This window comes from Gilliamella sp. Choc4-2, from assembly GCF_001690355.1.
GTDB lineage: Bacteria > Pseudomonadota > Gammaproteobacteria > Enterobacterales > Orbaceae > Gilliamella > Gilliamella apicola_A.
In genome coordinates this window covers 61,918-79,959 of record NZ_LZHG01000030.1, presented here as the reverse complement: position 1 = coordinate 79,959, position 18,042 = coordinate 61,918, and the positions used below count along the sequence as shown (strand labels likewise).

Here is an 18,042-nt window from a genome sequence, read left to right as displayed (position 1 = left end):
CCATTTAGAAAATGTGCCAAATTGGATAAAAAATAAGGATATTTATAGCTTATATAAAGGTTATGGTGGACTCAAAGAAGGTGTAACTGGACAAATTATTGAAGGTGGTGCTCATTACTATAGTATTTCTTATGATGGTACGTTGCGCTTAAAGATAGGGCTTAGTGGTGCTTATGTTCTGTAATATTGTTTTAATTCATTAGATTACTGTTAAGTTTAAGATTTGCGGGGTAAAAAAGTGTTTCCATACTTACTGTCATACCAATATACAGCTGATACGAGCCATAAGCCGAAGCAGTGACAGAATCGATTAACAAATTTTAACTAACAGGTAATAACTGATGAAAACACAAATCAAAAAAGTCTTAATATTAGGTAGTAGTTTACTGATGTTATCGTTACTGACAGGGTGCGATTTTACCGATTATAAAACGCGAATTCAAAGGGAAAACGATATTAATAACCCAACAGGAAATAAATCAGTTTGTTTAAGGGTCGGTAAGGTTTATGAAGATATGTATCCTTATACTATTCAATATATTGAAGGCGAAATTGATCCTGATGATGCATGGGATAAAATCGCCGCCAATAATGAGCTTAATTTAAAACTATCCCTCTATGCTAAAGAGGGATTATTTACTGAAGAGCTGGTTGGTCATGACGGCGATAAGCCCCTGTACCGTTATAATTTAACGGAAGAAGGTCGCAAATACGTAGATTGGTGGGGGGGCACTAACTTCTGCTTTGGTCGGGTTGTGGTTGACAAGATTACCAAAGTCGATAATCAACTTAAGGGTATGAGAATGGTATCATTCAGTTACCACATGGAAAATGTGCCAAATTGGATAAAAAATAAGGATATTTATAGCTTGTATCCTAATTTTTTCGATATTGAAGCAGCTGCAACAGGTAAAGAATTAGCCAGAGGGACTCATTATTATAATGTTAATGATTACGGTGAATTAACCTTGAAAGCAGGGAAGAGTGGTAGTTATTTTTTATAAAGTTATTTTAATTCATTAGATTACTGTTAAGTTTAAGATTTTCGGGGGTAAAAAAGTGTTTCCATACTTACTGTCATACCAATATACAGCTGATACGAGCCATAAGCGGAAGCAGTGACAAAAGAGATTAAAAAACTTTAACTAACAGGTAATAACTGATGAAAACACAAATCAAAAAAATCTTAATATTAGGTAGTAGTTTACTGATGTTATCGTTACTGACAGGGTGCGATTTTACCGATTATAAAACGCGAATTCAAAGAGAAAACGATATTAATAACCCAACAGGAAATAAATCAGTTTGTTTGGCAGTGGGGGATTTAACTGAGGATATGTATCCTTATACTATAAAATATCTGCCTGGTTATCATAAAGATTTACATTATCGTGACCCAATTTATGTTAATCATAAATTAAATAAACGATTAGCCCTTTATGCTAAAGAGGGATTATTTACCGAAGAGCTGGTTGGTCATGACGGCGATAAGCCCCTGTACCGTTACGATTTAACAGAGGAAGGGCGTAAATACGTAGATTGGTGGGGGGGCACTAACTTCTGCTTTGGTCGGGTTGTAGTTGATAGGATTACAGAGGTTGATAATCAACTTAAAGGTATGAGAATGGTGTCATTCCGTTACCATATGGAAAATGTGCCAAACTGGATAAAAAGCAAACAGATTTATAGCTTGTATCCTAATTTTGACGGTCTTGAAGATGTCGTAACAGGTAAAGATCTTGCCAGAGGGACTCATTATTATAATGTTAATGATTATGGTGAATTAAAGCTAAGAAGGGCTAAAAGTGGCGGTTATATTTTATAAAATTATTTTAATTCATTAGGTTATCGATTTTTTTAAAAGTGATTTGTGTGTTCAATATTGGTTGGTTAAATTACTTTTAATAGGTTAAAACGTTAATTACAACAACAAGCAAAAGGATAATATATTAATATTGTATCTTGCTAATAAGGAGATGATTTGTACGATATGATATTTTGTATAAAATAGATTAATAGATTTTTATAAGTAAGAGAATTATAAAGGAAATAAAAATGAGTAAGTTAAAAGGGGTAATTCGTTTAGGGGATTCTACAGATCATGGTGGAAAGGTTATTACTGCATCGTCAACGATGAAGGTTTTAGGTAAACCCGTTGCTCGAGTAGGTGATTTAGTTAGTTGTCCTGTAAAATATCATGGTGTTAATCCAATCATTGAAGGTGAATCAACTATTACCGATCAAGGTCTACAAGTAGCTTTAGATGGTCATAAAAGTGCTTGTGGTTGTTCTTTAATATCATCAATATCAGAAGTAGGGAAAGGCTAATGTCTATAGATTTAACCTCACTGCCAAAGCTAATGCCCGAACCCAAAAAATTAAATTTAAGATTATGGGCGTTTTTGTTGGTTGCGTTCATATTTATTGGCGCTGTCATTACAGTAGCAGCCAGTTTTTTTTATCGTATCCCAAATGCTCTATTTTTATCGGGGATTTTTGTTTTTCCTGTGCTTATTTGGGGTGGGCTTTTTTTGTACCGTTTTTATGCTCATAGTTATTGTAAAGCTTATAATAATGAATGGAATTTATATCGAGAACAACGCAAAGAGGAGATGATAAATGATGGGCAAAGAGGTTTATCCGTTTTAGGGTATTTGCTCGTTACACAATACGGTAAATTAGGCAATGCAGCAAATATCATTGATAACAAATTTTTAATGACATCGAAGCTACATCCTAAAAGTAGTATTGTTGTGCCTCATACCACTTTACCTATAAATGATGATTTAAAAAATGAAAATTTTAGTGATCGTTTACAATTGATATTTACAGACTGGGAAAAAGAAATCAAAGCTAAATTGGATCAAGTTCCAACCAATTTAAATTTGCATGTGCGATTATTTATAGATGCAGGTATTTCTGAGGAGCAAATTAATACGTTATGGACAAACACATTAGGAAAATTGGTTTCTAATCCAACTAGTTTGGTGATTGAAGCGCCAAGCCGTTCATCGACATTTATTGAATCATGGTTAGATGACAAAGAGCATGATAATGATTTACTGTTAGTGATAAATGCGCATATGTTTTTTTCTCCAGAGAAAAATCAAGGTGAATTTGCTTCATGGCTTTTGTTAGCGGGTGAAAAGGCAGATATTGGAGCTTTGTTGGATGATCAATCCTCATTAGTAAAAGTACACCGCAGTGAACAAACTTCGTCATTAAATCAAACTATTGATAATGCTTTATTATGGGGTAGCGCTAATAAAGCAACTTATGGCGATGTATGGTATAACGGTGTATCTTCAGTGTTAAAAAATGATATCGTTAATCATTTTAACCAAATTGAATTTAAGCCGCAAAATATGGTGAATGTTGAAAGTGCCATTGGCTATGCGGGACTTTGTTCATATTGGTTAGGTTTGTCTTTAGCTATTGAGAATGCTGTTAATTCTAAAAATAATCAGTTAATAGTTATAGGAAAACCAAAAGTTGCAGCTTCAGTAGTTTCATATTTGCAGAATAATATTACAAGCAGTAGCGATAATGGAAATGTCTAACTCAAGACAAATCACTACACAATCCAAATAAAAAATTTGGATTAACAGCTGAAGTTATTATCCTTGCTTAAGTGTGGTCAAGTGAGTTAATTGGCATAAAATATTTTGGTAGGGAGCCAAATCAAGTGATGACGACAAGGATGTGCGATATTTATGGTTCATCAAATGCCAATTAATCAAACGTGTGGAATCATGCGGTGATCAGCACTTGGGCAGCAGCACGCTTATCTTAATATCTATTTACAATAAAGATTCTATCCTAACAATCAGGATTTTATATCAATCAATGGATATTTACCTTGAATATCTAGAATTTTAAGCATATAAATAAAAATCTTTGAAATTAATTCGTTCCGAATTTTGATGTTTTAATTCTTATTAAGTGAGGTTGATATGAAGCTTCGTAAAGTGATGATTATCGGTGTTGGTAATGTTGGTTCAACAACGGCTTATACTTTGGTTAATCGGGGAATTTGTGAAGAAATTGCCCTTGTTGATCTCAATAAGGATTTGGTTTATGGGCATGCGCAAGATTTATTAGATGCCGCAGCTTATCGACAAAATATGGTTAAAGTTAGCTTACGCGAATCAGCTGATTGTGCTGATATTGATATCGCAATTATCACTGTTACCTCAGGCATTGCTCAAAAAAGTCGAGCAGAAGAACTTGCTGGAACCTCTAAAATCATTGATAGCATAGTTCCTAATATGATGAAGAATGGTTTTAAGGGGATATTTTTAATTGCAACCAATCCTTGCGATGCCATTACATATCAAGTCTGGAAACTATCTGGCTTACCTCGTCACCGAGTGATTGGTACAGGGGTATGGCTTGATACGGTACGTTTGCGTCGATTATTGGGCGAAAAAATGGATATTGGTCCACAAAGCATTGATGCTTTTATTGTCGGTGAACATGGTGATTCACAATTTCCGGTTTGGTCTCATTCATCAGTTTATGGTATTAATCTTAATCGTTTAGACAAAAACAAAATTGATTTTGATGATATTGGTTTAAAAGCTAAAAATAAAGGTTTTGAAATTGTTAATTATAAACAATGTACTGAATATGGTATTGCCAGCACCATTACAGAAATCTGCCAGCATATTTTTACTAATAGCCATCGAGCTTTGGCTTTAAGCTGTATTTTAAATGGTGAATATGGTTATAAAGATGTTGCTATTGGTGTTCCTGCAATTTTAGATCAACATGGAATTAAAAAAATTATAGAACTCGACTTTACCGAAAACGAAAAACAGCTTTTTGAAAAAAGTATTAATATTATTAAAGGTTATATTCATCAAATTAAATAACGGATAGTAAAAATATGCTAATACCTTTTATTATAAGGCGCTAGGAGTGTTTGGGGGCGGTAGGGTTTCGGACGTGATTGCAGTAGCTGTTTTTAGCTTTAAATTTAATACGCCCGAAACTTAACTAAATTAATCAATCTTACTGTTTTATTTAACCTTAATTTGTTAAAAACAATTTAAGCGATGGGTTATACGTTTCGTTATGAAACGCATAACCTAATTCGGTTAAGTGTTGGTTAAACAGGTTAATGGTTGATTCGGCTATTTCAAACGCGGCAAGTACACGACCATAATCGGTACCGTGGCTACGATAGTGGAACATTGATATATTCCAATTAGTGCCTAACGTTTGTAAGAATTTTAGTAGTGCTCCTTGCGATTCAGGGAACTCAAAACTGTATACTTGTTCTTGAAGTGGTTTGCAAGGCTTGCCACCAATCATGTAGCGTACGTGAAGTTTTGCCATTTCATCTTCAGTAAGATCAACAACAGGGTAATTTGCAGCAGTGAGTTCTTGCATGATTTCATCTTTTTCGTTACTTTTTGCGATTTTAACACCCACAAAAATACAAGCTGATTTTTCATCATGATAGCGGTAGTTAAATTCGGTCACAGCTCGCCCACCTAATAGCTGGCAGAAATTTAAAAAACTGCCTTTCTTTTCTGGGATGGTGACGGCTAATAACACTTCACGTTTTTCGCCTAATTCACAACGTTCTGATACATAGCGTAAGTTGTGGAAGTTTAAATTCGCTCCTGATAATATGTGAGCAAGGCTTTCGCCACTGATGTTGTGCTGTTCTACGTATTTTTTTAGCCCTGCTAGTGCTACTGCGCCAGATGGTTCAGCTATTGCACGCACATCGTCAAATAAGTCTTTCACTGCTGCGCAAATTTCGTCGCTATCCACGGTAATAATATCATCAATATATTGTTGGCAAAGTCTGAATGTTTCATCGCCAATTCGTTTGACTGCAACGCCTTCAGCAAAGAGTCCGACACGCTCTAAATCAATAGGGTGACCTGCTTCTAATGCAGCTTTTAAGCAAGCTGAGTCTTTAGGCTCAACCGCAATAACTTTGATTGATGGCATGATTTGTTTGATTAATACTGCAATGCCTGCGGCAAGCCCACCACCACCAACAGGTACAAAGATTCGGTCTAGTTTGGCATTTTGTTGTAATAGTTCCATAGCAATACTGCCTTGCCCAGCAATTACTAGTGGATGATCAAATGGTGGAATGAAGATGCGATTTTGTTCTTTAGCCAGTTCCATTGCTTTGGCTTTGGCTTCGTCAAAATTGGCGCCATAAAGTAATACTTCACCCCCAAAACTTTTTACAGCTTCAACTTTGATATCCGCTGTGGTAAGAGGCATAACAATTAAGGAGTTAATACCTAATTTGCTTGCTGAAAAAGCCACACCTTGCGCATGGTTACCTGCTGATGCAGCAATAACGCCGCATTTGCGTTCTTCTTCACTTAAGCTGGCTATCATGGCTTGTGCACCACGAATTTTAAAGCTGTGGACGAGCTGGCGATCTTCGCGTTTGACAAAAACTTGATTGTGTATTCTTGCCGATATTTTTTCCATTTTTTCAAGTGGCGTTACTTCTGCCACATCGTATACGGCGCTACAAAGCGTTGCTTTTAAATAATCTGCACCGGTAAGTTGAGTATTTTCTTGTTTCACAATTAGCCACCTAATTTACTTTTATCTCGTACGGCACCTTTGTCTGCGCTTGTTGCTAAACTGGCGTAAGCTTTAAGCGCAAAAGAGACGTAACGATCTCGATTATGAGGGGTAAATGCTTTTTCACCTCGTTCTAGTTCTGCAATTCGTCGGCGTTCAAGTTCAGAAGTTGGGACATCTAGTACTAATTTACGATTTGGGATATCAATATCAATAATATCGCCATCACGAACAAGACCTATAACGCCGCCATTTGCTGCTTCTGGAGAAATATGACCGATCGATAAGCCAGAAGAACCACCAGAAAATCGTCCGTCAGTAATGAGTGCACATTTTTTGCCTAGCCCCATGGATTTTAAATAACTGGTTGGGTAGAGCATTTCTTGCATACCCGGTCCGCCTTTTGGTCCTTCATAAATGATGACAACCACATCGCCTGCTTCTACTTTACCGCCTAATATGCCATCAACCGCATCTTCTTGGCTTTCAAATACTTTTGCAGGCCCTCGGAAAATTAAATTTTCAGCGGCAACGCCTGCAGTCTTAACAATTGCGCCATCTTGAGCAACATTGCCATAGAGTGTTGCAAGTCCACCGTCTTGACTATAGGCGTGAGCTTTATCACGAATACAACCGTTTACACGGTCATCGTCAAGTGAATCCCAATAACAATCTTGTGAAAAAGCTTTAGTGGTGCGAATGCCTGCAGGTCCACTACGATACATTTTTTTTACTGCTTCGTCAGTAGTTTGAGTTATGTCGTATTTGGTGAAAGTTTCTTGTAATGTTAGTCCTAGAACGTTGTGTACATTGCGATTTAGTAGTCCGGCTTTATCCAGTTCAGACATAATTGACACAACGCCACCAGCTCGGTGAACATCTTCCATATGATATTGCGCAGTACTTGGTGCTACTTTACATAAATGTGGAACTTTACGCGATAATCTATCGATATCTGACATGGTAAAGTCGATTTCGCCTTCTTGTGCAGTGGCTAACAAATGTAATACGGTGTTGGTCGAGCCACCCATAGCAATATCTAACGACATAGCATTTTCATATGCCGCTTTTGTTGCAATAGATCGTGGTAGGTAAGATGCATCATCATGTTCATAATAACGTTTGGTGATTTCAACAATGCGTTTAGCTGCATTTAAAAAGAGTTGTTCACGTTGTTTGTGAGTGGCGATAAGTGAGCCATTGCCTGGTAATGAAAGCCCTAATGCTTCGGTTAAGCAGTTCATGGAGTTAGCCGTAAACATGCCAGAGCAAGATCCACATGTTGGGCAGGCTGATTCTTCGATGGCTTTGCTATCAGCATCACTTACATTCGGGTTAGCGCTTTGAATCATGGCGTCAACTAAGTCTAATTTAATGATTTGGTCAGATAGTTTAGTTTTGCCAGCTTCCATTGGTCCACCTGAGACAAAAATAGTTGGGATGTTTAAACGCAGCGATGCCATTAACATACCCGGGGTGATTTTGTCACAGTTTGAGATGCAGATCATGGCATCGGCACAATGTGCATTAACCATATACTCGACAGAGTCAGCAATGAGTTCTCTTGAAGGAAGTGAGTAAAGCATTCCACCATGTCCCATGGCAATACCATCATCAACTGCGATTGTATTGAACTCTTTGGCTATACCACCCGATGCTTCAATTTGTTTGGCGACTAGCTGTCCAATGTCTTTTAGGTGGACATGTCCTGGTACGAATTGAGTAAATGAGTTAACCACAGCTATGATAGGTTTACCAAAGTCTTCATTTTTAACGCCAGTTGCACGCCATAATGCGCGGGCTCCTGCCATATTCCTTCCTTCGATGGAAGTGGCTGATCGATATTTAGGCATTTATTGCTCCCAATTTTTTTATGCAAGCGACTGATATTTATTGGTACATAATTTTATTAAATAAATTATTTTTTAACCCATTTTCTGCCGAGCTAGCCGGCAGGTTTGGGAACTTTTTATTTAACTGGATCTAACCATCCGTATTTATCTTCAGTTTTACCGTTAAATAAACCGAAGAATGTTTGTTGGATTTGTTTGGTGATTGGACCACAACGACCAATGCCAACTTGAATGCGGTCAACGCTACGTACTGGTGTAATTTCAGCTGCAGTGCCTGTCATAAATACTTCGTCAGCTAGATAAAGTGATTCGCGTGATAATGTTTGCTCGCGTACTTCTATGCCAATGTCACGTGCTAGTGTTAGCACTGCATCACGGGTAATACCTGGTAGCGCAGAAGACGATAGAACAGGGGTATATAAAATGCCATCTTTTATGATAAATAGGTTTTCGCCCGCACCTTCTGATAGGTGACCATGTACATCTAACGCAATACCTTCTTGAAAGCCATTGGCTCTTGCTTCAGATCCGATTAATAATGACGACAAATAGTTACCGCCCGCTTTAGCTGCTGCGGGAATGGTGTTTGATGCAACCCGATGCCACGATGAAACCATGGCATCAATACCTTGATCTAAAGCTTCTTCACCAAGATAGGCACCCCATGGAAATGCAGCTATCATGACATCGGTTTGATAACCAGCAGGCGGGTTTACTCCCATGCCGACATCCCCTACAAAAACAAGTGGGCGAATATACGCACTTTTTAAATTATTTTTTTTGATAGTTTGGCGAGTTGCTTCCATAATTTCTTCAAGAGAATAAGAAACAGGAAAACGATAAATTTTGGCTGAATTTAATAGTCTTTGTGCATGTTCTTTGTGGCGAAAAATAGCAGGACCTTTATGTGTATTGTAACAGCGGACGCCTTCGAAAACGGATGTACCATAATGCAACGCATGTGACATTACATGTACTTTTGCATCAGCCCATGGAACCATTTCGCCATTAAACCAAATATAATCAGATTTTGCTGTAGAACCCATTTTTTATTCCTCTTTGATTTTACTTTTTGTTAAGCTTGTATTTGCGCTATATCTTTAATATTAACGGTCAAATATGTACTATAGTTTTAAGTTTGTTTAACATCTAATACTTTGATTAGCACCAATTTAACTAGTTGTTATAAATAATGATTGCCTGTTAAATGATTATGCTTCAATTGATATCACATCCACTAATTTAGCAACTTGATTTTGTAATGTTGATATCGATCTCTCTGTTGCAAGTGTTAATGATAAAATGAATGTATGATTATCAATTGTGTGCATTTGCATTTTTTTTATATGTCCACCACGATGACGAATAACTCGTAAGATACGTTCAAGTGTTCCTAATTTATTATCCGCTTTTATGGTCAATTGATATGGTGTTTCACTCATCGCTTACTCCTTACTACTTTTATCTAGCATATTTTCATTAGCTGCACCGGGGGGAACTAATGGCCAAACGTTTTCTAATTCATCAATACGTACATGTAAGAGATATGCGCTCGATGAATTGAATAGATTATTTAGTGCTTCTTCAATTTCTGATTTTTTGTAGATAGTTTGCCCCGGAATATCAAACGCTTTGGCTAACATGATAAAGTCTGGGTTATCTGATAAGTTGGTTTCGCTATACCTTTCATTAAAAAATAATTCTTGCCATTGACGAACCATGCCCAAACGTTGGTTATCAATTAAAATTATTTTTATCGGTAGGTGTTTGCGTTTAATTGTGGTGAGCTCTTGGACATTCATCATGAAAGAGCCATCTCCGGATATGCAAATAACACAATCATTTGGTCTTGCCATTTGAGCCCCAATAGCTGCAGGCAGTCCAAATCCCATCGTTCCAAGACCACTTGATGTAATAAAGTTTTGTGGATGATTAAAATGCATGTGTTGGGCTGTCCACATTTGATGTTGTCCAACATCTGTTGTGATAATGGTGTTTGCTGATTTACGCTCTGAAATTGTTTTTAATAATGCTGGAGCATAAATCGCTTCTCCAGGGTGATCATAACGCGTTGGATGACTAGATTTTAATTTGTCTATCCTTTTGTGCCATGCTTCAATCGATACTTTTTGGTGAAGTTGTGGAAGCACTTGTTTTATATCACCTTGTAGTCCCAAATGGGTTTGGCGTAGTTTATTAATTTCGGCTTGGTCGATATCGATATGAATCACTTTAGCATGGCGTGCAAATTCATTAAGGTTACCTGTTACTCGGTCATCAAAACGTACACCTAATGCAATTAATAAATCACATTCCTGCACTGCTAGGTTAGCCGCTTTTGAGCCGTGCATGCCGATTAATCCTAAGTAATATGGGTTATTAATATCTGCAACACCTAAACCTTTTAAGGTTGAAACGCTCGGAATTTGCGTTAATTCCATGAAATCCTTTAATTCGGTAATCGCACCTGAAAGCCCAACACCACCACCAATATATAGCATTGGTTTTTGGGCTTGAGCCATCATCTTTTGGGCTAGTGTTATATCATCATGCGAGATAGAAATTTGTTTATCGAACTTAAGTGAATTTTGGTTAAAATGAGGTTTTAAGAAAGAAGGTGATAAATGTTGTTGGTAATCTAAGTCTGCTAATTGTATGTCTTTTGGTATATCAATTAATATTGGTCCTGGTCTGCCTGAGTTGGCTATATAAAACGCCTCTTCTAAGGCATTGGGCAAGTTTTGTGGTTTATCTATTAAGTAGCTGTGTTTGGTACAGGCTAGCGATAAACCTAAAACGTCGACCTCTTGAAAGGCATCGGTGCCAATTAGTTTATTGGGTACTTGACCTGTTATGGCAATAATAGGAACAGAATCGATTAAAGCATCTGCTAGTCCTGTAATGATGTTGGTTGCTCCTGGACCAGAAGTGGCAATGCATACGCTTATTTTGCCTGTGGCACGTGCGTAACCAATAGCGGCCATTGCCGCACCTTGTTCATGACGACAAAGTACATGTTCAATTCCACCATCATAAAGCGCATCATATAGAGGCATAATTTGTCCACCAGGATACCCAAAAACGGTGGTAATGCCTTTTTCTTTCAAGGTTTTTACTATCCACTGTGTTCCTAACATTTATTCCTCGCTTGTTCTATTCAATTATGTATTGGCTATAAAAAAACCCCCGCTTTTTTGGGGCGGGGGTTTTGGGTTATGTGTTAACCTTTTTTAACTCAAAAACGCCCCTGCGCAGGAATAATGACCACGCTGATAATAGTAATGAGGGCGATGTTGAGTAGAAAATTCATAATAATTTGTTCTATTTTTTATTATTTTTAAAACAGTGTTCTAATAAAATACTCGCTTTAAAAAAAAGTGCAACATTTTTATTGTGTTTCTAATAATTTACTGAATGTAACTTAAAAAATTTAATTTTGCATAAGTTTTATATCAATTTTAATCAATTAAAGTATAATTTTTAAGTGGTATTTTGTTAGATATTGATGTATAAATGTTGTTCAATTGCAGTTCAAAGCTATCAATGGTTAATTTTATAAACACTGCTAAAAGAACCAGCTATCAGATATTGAAAGGGCTAAATATGAAAAGGTGGAAGGTAACAGCTTTACTTACATTGATTTGTATTTTAGTGGGTTGTGATAATTCTTCTAAAACGACATCAAGCAATTCAAAAAATATTAAATCCGATTCATCTAGTCACAATAATGATGTTGATGTTTCTCAATATTCTGTTATTAATCCAGTGAAAAAAAACTTACCAATAGAAATTGATGAATTGACAACCTTGTTTGATATTTTTGCCGAAAAAAATAGGATTAACTATCAATATAGGGTTAAAAATACACCAACTCAAGCTTTATTATTGCCTAGCACACTTGAAACTATACGTAATAATTTACTTTCAGATTATTGCCGAGATACCCCTGAAATAAAGACGTTAAAAAATATTTTTCCTAATGGCGCGAATTATCATTATTATGTTGATAATGAAGAAGTCATTATTGTTGAGTTGAAATTATCGGATTGCCAAGCTAAGACTAAGTAGATTTTTAATCTAAAAATAGTAATGTGATTGCTTTTTTATGAATTTAACCATCTTTAATATGACAGTATAAGTTTATAATTTTTAGTGCCCTAATTGGTTATAAACTGGCTAACTCTACGTTTATTTGATACACTATTGTCGGTGCAAGATTATGCAACACCAATGGTTTGGTATTATATGAATTATTGACCTCACCAAGCCAATCAAGGAAAGCCACCGTAATTACTTATTGAATCTTTAATTATATTGAATTTACACAAGTTTATATTTGATTAAAGTTTTGGTTTTTTACACAACTATTCGACACTCTTTATTCAAAATATTTTTAGGATTAATTGTTATATAGCAACAAGGTTTTACTATTAATTGATGTTATTTAAGTTTTATTGGGTTTAAAACATATATGCCTAACTTAGGAGAAAATTATGAGTAAACAAACCTGTAATCCACTTACAAAATATTATCATGATAAATTTCCGAAACAGAAACAAGCTGCACCAGGGTTACAATGTGAAATGGACCCAGTACCAGATTGTGGCGAGAAAAGCTATCAAGGGCATCAGCGATTAGAAGGTAAAAAGATGCTTGTTACTGGTGGCGATTCAGGTATTGGTCGAGCAGCGGCGATTGCTTATGCAAAAGAAGGGGCTGATGTCGCTATTAATTATCATCCTGATGAGCAAAAAGATGCTGAGGATGTGGCTAAAATTATTGAGAAGGCAGGACGTAAAGCTGTTTTGATTCCTGGTGATTTGAGTGATGAAGCTTTTTGTAAAAAAATGGTGGATGAAGCACATAATAAACTTGGGGGATTAGATAATCTGACTTTAGTTGCCGGCAAACAAACCTCTGTTGCAGATATTATGGACTTAACTACCGAGCAAATTAGGAAAACTTTCGAAATTAATGTATTTTCACTATTTTGGACAACTAAAGCTGCGTTAGGTTATTTGAAACCTGGATCGACTATTATTACGACCTCATCTGTTCAAGCTTTCCAACCTGGTGCAAGTTTATTAGATTATGCAGCGACTAAATCGGCCATTATTGCATTTACAAAAGGTCTAGCAAAACAAATAGCGAGTAAGGGTATTAGAGCAAACATTGTCGCACCTGGTCCTGTCTGGACGCCATTACAAATTTGTGGTGGTCAACCTAGTGACGCCATTCCTGAATTTGGTAAAGAAACGCCTTTAAAACGTGCAGGGCAGCCTGTTGAACTTGCTGGTGTTTATGTGCATTTAGCCTCAAGTGAGTCGAGCTACACTACGGCTGAAACCTATGGTGTGACAGGTGGTGAGCATACTAACTAATGAAATCATAACTAATATTTTCAATAAAAGGGTTTATTAAAGCGCTTTTATTAATGTTTTTTTTTAAATCAACGTTCTATTATGTATTAATTATAATAGCAACACTATTTTTACTCATTATAAACAAAGGCAGAATAATGAAAACTTTAAAAGTAATTTCTTTGGCAATTGTGGGGGTTTTTTTAGTTAATTGTGATAATTCTGGAAAGACTATGGGGGATCTTCAACAAAAAATTGAACAAACTGGATCAGATATGGGCAATAAAGCTAATGATTTATATGCACAAGCAAAATTAGAAACTCAAGAAGCGTTAGATAAGCTAAAAGAGGGTAACTATGGTGTTGCTCAGGATATGATTATTAAAGGTATTAAACAACAATTGCCAATGAATACAGATCAAAATACAACGTTAGTTGATATATCAAAAGAAAATAATACAATTAATTATAAATATGTAGTTAAAAATATAAATAATGATACGTTGCAATCAGACAATAATAAAAATTCATTATTGAGTAATTTAAAATCTTATTATTGTGGTAATGATATAATTGTAAAAGGGATAAGATTGGCCTTTCCTGATGGTTCCAACTATAACTATTTTATCAATGATGAGAAAGTGTTAACTTTAAATTTAAAGCCGAGCGATTGTGAAGCTCGATAAATCTTAATCTGCTTTCTAAGCTAATAAATAATTTACGTTATGATTATCAAGGAAAGTAATAGATAGAAAAACAGGGCGTTAAGTCCTGTTTTTCATTTACAATTTGATAAGGTAGAAATTTTTTGTATTAATCTAGAGCTTTACCTTTGGTTTCTGGAATTAAAAAGACAAAAGCAGCCGCTGAAAGTAGGTAAGCTGCTGAAAGTAATGCAAGAGCATAGCTAATAGAATAAATGGTTGCGAGATAAGCAATTAGGACTTGTGAAACACCTGCAATACCACGACCAGTATTAAAAATAATATTTTCCGCACTTGAACGTGCATCGGTCGGATAATGTTCAGCAAGCAAAGCTCCATAGCCGCCCATCATACCATTGACGAAAAAGCCAATAACAGATCCAAATATGATTAATATTGTCATATTGGTTTGTTGAAAATAAAACCATATGGATATGGTTGAGATTAAAAGGAATACGATATAAGAAGGTCGACGTCCAAATTTATCACATAACCAACCAAAAATTAAGATACCTAAGGACATACCAATTGTTGTTGAGATTGTCCAAAACATGGTGTTTTTAAATTCTAATTTTAGCTCGGAAGCTATCATATTTGGCATCCAAACCATGAGCCCATAAAATCCGAAGTTTTGTACTGCACACGCTATTGTTAATCCGATTGTTGTCGCAGTTGTTTTTGGCGAACTAAACAGTTTATTAATAGCAATTTTATTTTTGTTTTGATCTTTTAAATTTTGCCAAATTTCTGGTTCTTTCAGTCCGTTACGTGTCCACGCCACAAATAGTGCTGGTAACACACCTACAGCAAAGGCCCAACGCCACCCATAAAATTCACCAATAAAATTAACTGTTAAAGTGGCAAGAATAATGCCAGCTTGAAAGCCTAATGCAACGATGGAGGTTGCTCTTGATCGTTTGTTTTTAGGCCAGCTTTCTGAAACCAGTGTCATACCGATACCAAATTCGCCACCAAGTCCAAGCCCACTTAAAAATCGAAAGATTAAGAAGCTTTCATAATTAGGTGCAATAGCACATAGTCCAGTAAATAGGGAAAAGATTAAAATGGTCCATGAAAAGACTCTAACTCGACCATATTTGTCTGCAAGGATACCAAATAAAATACCACCCAGTACAGCTCCAAGCAATGTGACGGATGTTAAAGTACCCAAATCGGTATTAGATAAATTAAAGGTAGTAGAAATTAGGCTAAAACAAACACCTAAGATCATCATATCCATGCCATCTAATGCGTAACCGACAGTAGATGCAAAAAGCGTTCTTTTTTGATATGGGGTTGTTTGTTCGCTTTCATTTTTAACTTGCTTGAATGAGTTTGCTTCAGCTTTCATGTGTACCTCTAGTTATTTAAATAAATAGTTGCTTAAAATACGCGTTTTTTATGTTTAATCTTTGTTTAGACGGTAGCTAATTTAAAGCGGGGCAAGTATATACTTAAAACTTATAAAAATCCAACTTAAAGACCCAAACAACCTTTTTATAAATAAAAAGGTTGTTTGTAGTTAAAGATCCCCACGTTATGAGCAACTATTTTTATTCATTTGTGGCATTACAAAAGCGAAAAATCTCAATTATTTATTGAGTACTAAAAGTTTGTTTTATAGTCAGATGTTAACCAAATATGTTAACTTTTATGAAGATAACATACTATTTTTAATCAATAAAATACCAATATCCTTTATTGACAAGTTTAAGCATAGTGTTTAGTACGTTTTTATCTTGTAATTGTTCGTAACTCAAAATTTCAGTTTCGCATAAAATATCAATCATTGGCTTAGGTAAATTTATTTTTTCTCCATGAATATAGCCAGATTCACCAATTTTAAACATTCGAATGCTTGGTACTCGACACAATTTTGCGCCAGTTTGTAACATTGACTGAAATTCATCATATTCGTATGGGGGGTCAACAGAAACGATGTTAAGTTCATGCATTGGTAAAGTGATGTGTTTGCCAAACCAATCATTAAATAGGTTCGGTGTTTTGACCAAGTCAATGATTTGATCTTGCAATTTGGCTAATTCATAAGGCTGAATTTGATAAGGATCTTTAGGTAATTTTAAATCTGGATCTTGATAAAAAATACCATTAGGCAAGTTATCAATAATGTAGTCTGCAAAACCACTTAGTAGCTCTTGTGAAGTTTGCGTTCTAAAACCAACCGAATAACTTAATGATTCGCCAATCGATATACCATTATGTGGATAGCCAATTGGGATATATAAAATATCACCCGCTACGATTTCTTCATCAATGATGGGATGGTATTTTTCAACATGCAATAACGCTTTATGAGCGTTAAATTGCTTATAATTTGGGTTTCGATCACCAACTTGCCAACGTCTGCATCCCTTACCTTGGATAATAAAAACATCATAATTATCAATATGAGGACCAACTCCAGCCCCTTTAGTGGCATAAGAAACCATTAAATCTTCAAATTGCCATTGGGGTATGCACTTAAAGGGTTCTAGTAAAGTGGCTGCTTGTTCGTGCCAATGATCAACAGCTTGTACTAATAAACTCCAATGATCTTCACCTAAACGGCTAAAATCAGTGAAAGGACCAAATTTGGCATCCCATTTACCATTTTTGTTGGTAACGATCCGGCTTTCGATCTCTTCCTCCATTGCCAATCCAGCAAGTTCGTCGGGGGTAATAGGGTCAATAAAATGCTTAAAAGCATTACGTAAAATAACCGGTTTTTTTTGCCAGTAATTTTTTAAAAAATTATCCCAGTCTATGGTTAATTTATTACTCATTTAATTTCCCCTGTAAATTAAATAACTGACAAAAGTTATTGGTTGTTTGCTGAGCAATAATATCTAGCGTTACGCCTTTTAAAATAGATAAATAGTTAGCAACTTCCCGTACGTAAGCTGGTTGGTTTTCTTTTCCTCGGTAAGGTACGGGTGCCAAATAAGGTGAGTCCGTTTCAACCAAAATTCGGTCAATTGGTACATATTTTGCAACTTCGCGTAAAGCTTCAGCATTTTTAAAGGTGATAATGCCAGAAAAAGAAATATAAAAACCGATATCTAATAATTGTTTAGCTGTGTCAATATCTTCGGTGAAACAGTGTAATACACCAGAGTGGACATGCTCTTCTTTTAGTATTTTTAAGGTATCTTGTTTGGAGCTGCGTGTATGGACAATAATGGGTTTACTTAATTTTCTACCTAAGCGTATGTGCTCTTTAAAAATAGTTTGTTGTAATTCTATATTGTCTTGCTGGTAATAATAATCAAGCCCCGTTTCGCCAAGTGCTACGACATTATCTTGTCTTGCTAAAGTTTCAAAACGATTTGCATCGTATTGTTCATCGTCAAGGTTAAGTGGATGAATACCGCAAGAAAGAGAACATTGTTTTTGATAAGGTGTGAGCAGTTGCCTCATTGACTCATAACCTGATAGGGTTGTTGCTACGCTTAGACAATGTTTAACATCATTTTTGAGTGCATCTTGTAACACTTTATCGATAGATCTTGTACTTAAGTTTAAACTATCTAAATGACAGTGTGAATCAATTAAAAACAT

General features: G+C 35.8%; 17 protein-coding genes. 9 read left to right on the top strand and 8 right to left on the bottom strand.

What is annotated here, in order from left to right; all coding sequences use genetic code 11:
• The 6 genes from A9G34_RS10725 to A9G34_RS04350 all read left to right on the top strand — a co-directional run.
• On the top strand, positions 1 to 184 hold a 184-nt coding region (locus tag A9G34_RS10725), incomplete at its 5' end, for a hypothetical protein (protein ID WP_034948943.1).
• Between the two features lie 157 nt (positions 185 to 341).
• Positions 342 to 1,004 carry a hypothetical protein gene (locus A9G34_RS04370; protein ID WP_065568988.1) on the top strand — a complete coding sequence of 221 codons (663 nt, stop codon included), beginning with the start codon at positions 342 to 344 and terminating at the stop codon, positions 1,002 to 1,004.
• 158 nt (positions 1,005 to 1,162) lie between these two features.
• Positions 1,163 to 1,825 (top strand): hypothetical protein, encoded by a 663-nt coding sequence (locus A9G34_RS04365; protein WP_065568987.1) that lies wholly within the window; start codon positions 1,163 to 1,165, stop codon positions 1,823 to 1,825.
• A gap of 230 nt (positions 1,826 to 2,055) precedes the next feature.
• The gene (locus A9G34_RS04360; RefSeq protein ID WP_034946668.1) at positions 2,056 to 2,328 is read left to right on the top strand and encodes a PAAR domain-containing protein; all 273 of its coding nucleotides are present in this window, start codon (positions 2,056 to 2,058) and stop codon (positions 2,326 to 2,328) included.
• A complete protein-coding gene (locus A9G34_RS04355) occupies positions 2,328 to 3,560 on the top strand; it encodes a hypothetical protein (protein ID WP_065568986.1) in 1,233 nt (410 codons plus the stop codon). The genes A9G34_RS04360 and A9G34_RS04355 overlap by 1 nt, the downstream gene beginning before the upstream one ends.
• Positions 3,561 to 3,953: 393 nt before the next feature.
• Positions 3,954 to 4,874, top strand: a complete 921-nt coding sequence (locus A9G34_RS04350) for an L-lactate dehydrogenase (protein ID WP_065568985.1) — start codon at positions 3,954 to 3,956, stop codon at positions 4,872 to 4,874.
• Between the two features lie 157 nt (positions 4,875 to 5,031).
• On the opposite strand, the gene ilvA is transcribed toward A9G34_RS04350, so the two are convergent.
• The 5 genes from ilvA to ilvG form a co-directional block, all read right to left on the bottom strand.
• Entirely contained in the window at positions 5,032 to 6,567 is a 1,536-nt protein-coding gene (ilvA, locus tag A9G34_RS04345; protein ID WP_065568984.1) for a threonine ammonia-lyase, biosynthetic, read from the bottom strand.
• 2 nt (positions 6,568 to 6,569) lie between these two features.
• Positions 6,570 to 8,420, bottom strand: coding sequence for a dihydroxy-acid dehydratase (ilvD, locus tag A9G34_RS04340; RefSeq protein ID WP_065568983.1), 1,851 nt, complete (start codon positions 8,418 to 8,420; stop codon positions 6,570 to 6,572).
• Between the two features lie 116 nt (positions 8,421 to 8,536).
• The gene (locus A9G34_RS04335) at positions 8,537 to 9,466 is read right to left on the bottom strand and encodes a branched-chain amino acid transaminase (protein ID WP_034946655.1); all 930 of its coding nucleotides are present in this window, start codon (positions 9,464 to 9,466) and stop codon (positions 8,537 to 8,539) included.
• Between the two features lie 165 nt (positions 9,467 to 9,631).
• Positions 9,632 to 9,862 carry an acetolactate synthase 2 small subunit gene (gene ilvM / locus A9G34_RS04330; RefSeq protein WP_065568982.1) on the bottom strand — a complete coding sequence of 77 codons (231 nt, stop codon included), beginning with the start codon at positions 9,860 to 9,862 and terminating at the stop codon, positions 9,632 to 9,634.
• A gap of 3 nt (positions 9,863 to 9,865) precedes the next feature.
• Positions 9,866 to 11,557: an acetolactate synthase 2 catalytic subunit gene (ilvG, locus tag A9G34_RS04325; RefSeq protein WP_065568981.1), complete on the bottom strand. Its 1,692-nt coding sequence runs from the start codon at positions 11,555 to 11,557 to the stop codon at positions 9,866 to 9,868.
• A gap of 466 nt (positions 11,558 to 12,023) precedes the next feature.
• On the opposite strand from ilvG, the gene A9G34_RS04320 reads away from it, so the two are divergent.
• The 3 genes from A9G34_RS04320 (at position 12,024) to A9G34_RS04310 (ending at position 14,466) form a co-directional block, all read left to right on the top strand.
• Positions 12,024 to 12,488, top strand: coding sequence for a hypothetical protein (locus A9G34_RS04320; protein WP_034946650.1), 465 nt, complete (start codon positions 12,024 to 12,026; stop codon positions 12,486 to 12,488).
• Positions 12,489 to 12,913: 425 nt separating this feature from the next.
• Positions 12,914 to 13,801, top strand: a complete 888-nt coding sequence (locus tag A9G34_RS04315) for an SDR family oxidoreductase (protein ID WP_065568980.1) — start codon at positions 12,914 to 12,916, stop codon at positions 13,799 to 13,801.
• A gap of 137 nt (positions 13,802 to 13,938) precedes the next feature.
• On the top strand, positions 13,939 to 14,466 hold the full coding sequence (locus tag A9G34_RS04310) for a hypothetical protein (protein WP_065568979.1): 528 nt from the start codon (positions 13,939 to 13,941) through the stop codon (positions 14,464 to 14,466).
• A 127-nt stretch (positions 14,467 to 14,593) separates the two neighbouring features.
• Here A9G34_RS04310 and A9G34_RS04305 read toward each other — a convergent pair whose 3' ends face one another.
• The 3 genes from A9G34_RS04305 to A9G34_RS04295 all read right to left on the bottom strand — a co-directional run bounded on the left by A9G34_RS04305 (position 14,594) and on the right by A9G34_RS04295 (position 18,042).
• Positions 14,594 to 15,835 carry an MFS transporter gene (locus A9G34_RS04305; RefSeq protein ID WP_034946641.1) on the bottom strand — a complete coding sequence of 414 codons (1,242 nt, stop codon included), beginning with the start codon at positions 15,833 to 15,835 and terminating at the stop codon, positions 14,594 to 14,596.
• A 322-nt stretch (positions 15,836 to 16,157) separates the two neighbouring features.
• Positions 16,158 to 17,267 (bottom strand): ribosomal protein uL16 3-hydroxylase, encoded by a 1,110-nt coding sequence (locus A9G34_RS04300; protein WP_065568978.1) that lies wholly within the window; start codon positions 17,265 to 17,267, stop codon positions 16,158 to 16,160.
• Positions 17,260 to 18,042 (bottom strand): YchF/TatD family DNA exonuclease, encoded by a 783-nt coding sequence (locus A9G34_RS04295; protein ID WP_034946636.1) that lies wholly within the window; start codon positions 18,040 to 18,042, stop codon positions 17,260 to 17,262. Before A9G34_RS04295 ends, A9G34_RS04300 begins: the two co-directional genes overlap by 8 nt.

Coding starts and splice junctions, on each gene's coding strand:
- A9G34_RS04305 (WP_034946641.1), bottom strand. CDS start 15,835: ATGAAAGCTGAAGCAAACTCATTCAAGCAAGTTAAAAATGAAAGCGAA.
- A9G34_RS04365 (WP_065568987.1), top strand. CDS start 1,163: ATGAAAACACAAATCAAAAAAATCTTAATATTAGGTAGTAGTTTACTG.
- A9G34_RS04355 (WP_065568986.1), top strand. CDS start 2,328: ATGTCTATAGATTTAACCTCACTGCCAAAGCTAATGCCCGAACCCAAA.
- A9G34_RS04370 (WP_065568988.1), top strand. CDS start 342: ATGAAAACACAAATCAAAAAAGTCTTAATATTAGGTAGTAGTTTACTG.
- ilvD (WP_065568983.1), bottom strand. CDS start 8,420: ATGCCTAAATATCGATCAGCCACTTCCATCGAAGGAAGGAATATGGCA.
- A9G34_RS04335 (WP_034946655.1), bottom strand. CDS start 9,466: ATGGGTTCTACAGCAAAATCTGATTATATTTGGTTTAATGGCGAAATG.
- A9G34_RS04295 (WP_034946636.1), bottom strand. CDS start 18,042: ATGTTTTTAATTGATTCACACTGTCATTTAGATAGTTTAAACTTAAGT.
- ilvM (WP_065568982.1), bottom strand. CDS start 9,862: ATGAGTGAAACACCATATCAATTGACCATAAAAGCGGATAATAAATTA.
- A9G34_RS04310 (WP_065568979.1), top strand. CDS start 13,939: ATGAAAACTTTAAAAGTAATTTCTTTGGCAATTGTGGGGGTTTTTTTA.
- A9G34_RS04360 (WP_034946668.1), top strand. CDS start 2,056: ATGAGTAAGTTAAAAGGGGTAATTCGTTTAGGGGATTCTACAGATCAT.
- A9G34_RS04350 (WP_065568985.1), top strand. CDS start 3,954: ATGAAGCTTCGTAAAGTGATGATTATCGGTGTTGGTAATGTTGGTTCA.
- ilvG (WP_065568981.1), bottom strand. CDS start 11,557: ATGTTAGGAACACAGTGGATAGTAAAAACCTTGAAAGAAAAAGGCATT.
- A9G34_RS04320 (WP_034946650.1), top strand. CDS start 12,024: ATGAAAAGGTGGAAGGTAACAGCTTTACTTACATTGATTTGTATTTTA.
- A9G34_RS04315 (WP_065568980.1), top strand. CDS start 12,914: ATGAGTAAACAAACCTGTAATCCACTTACAAAATATTATCATGATAAA.
- A9G34_RS04300 (WP_065568978.1), bottom strand. CDS start 17,267: ATGAGTAATAAATTAACCATAGACTGGGATAATTTTTTAAAAAATTAC.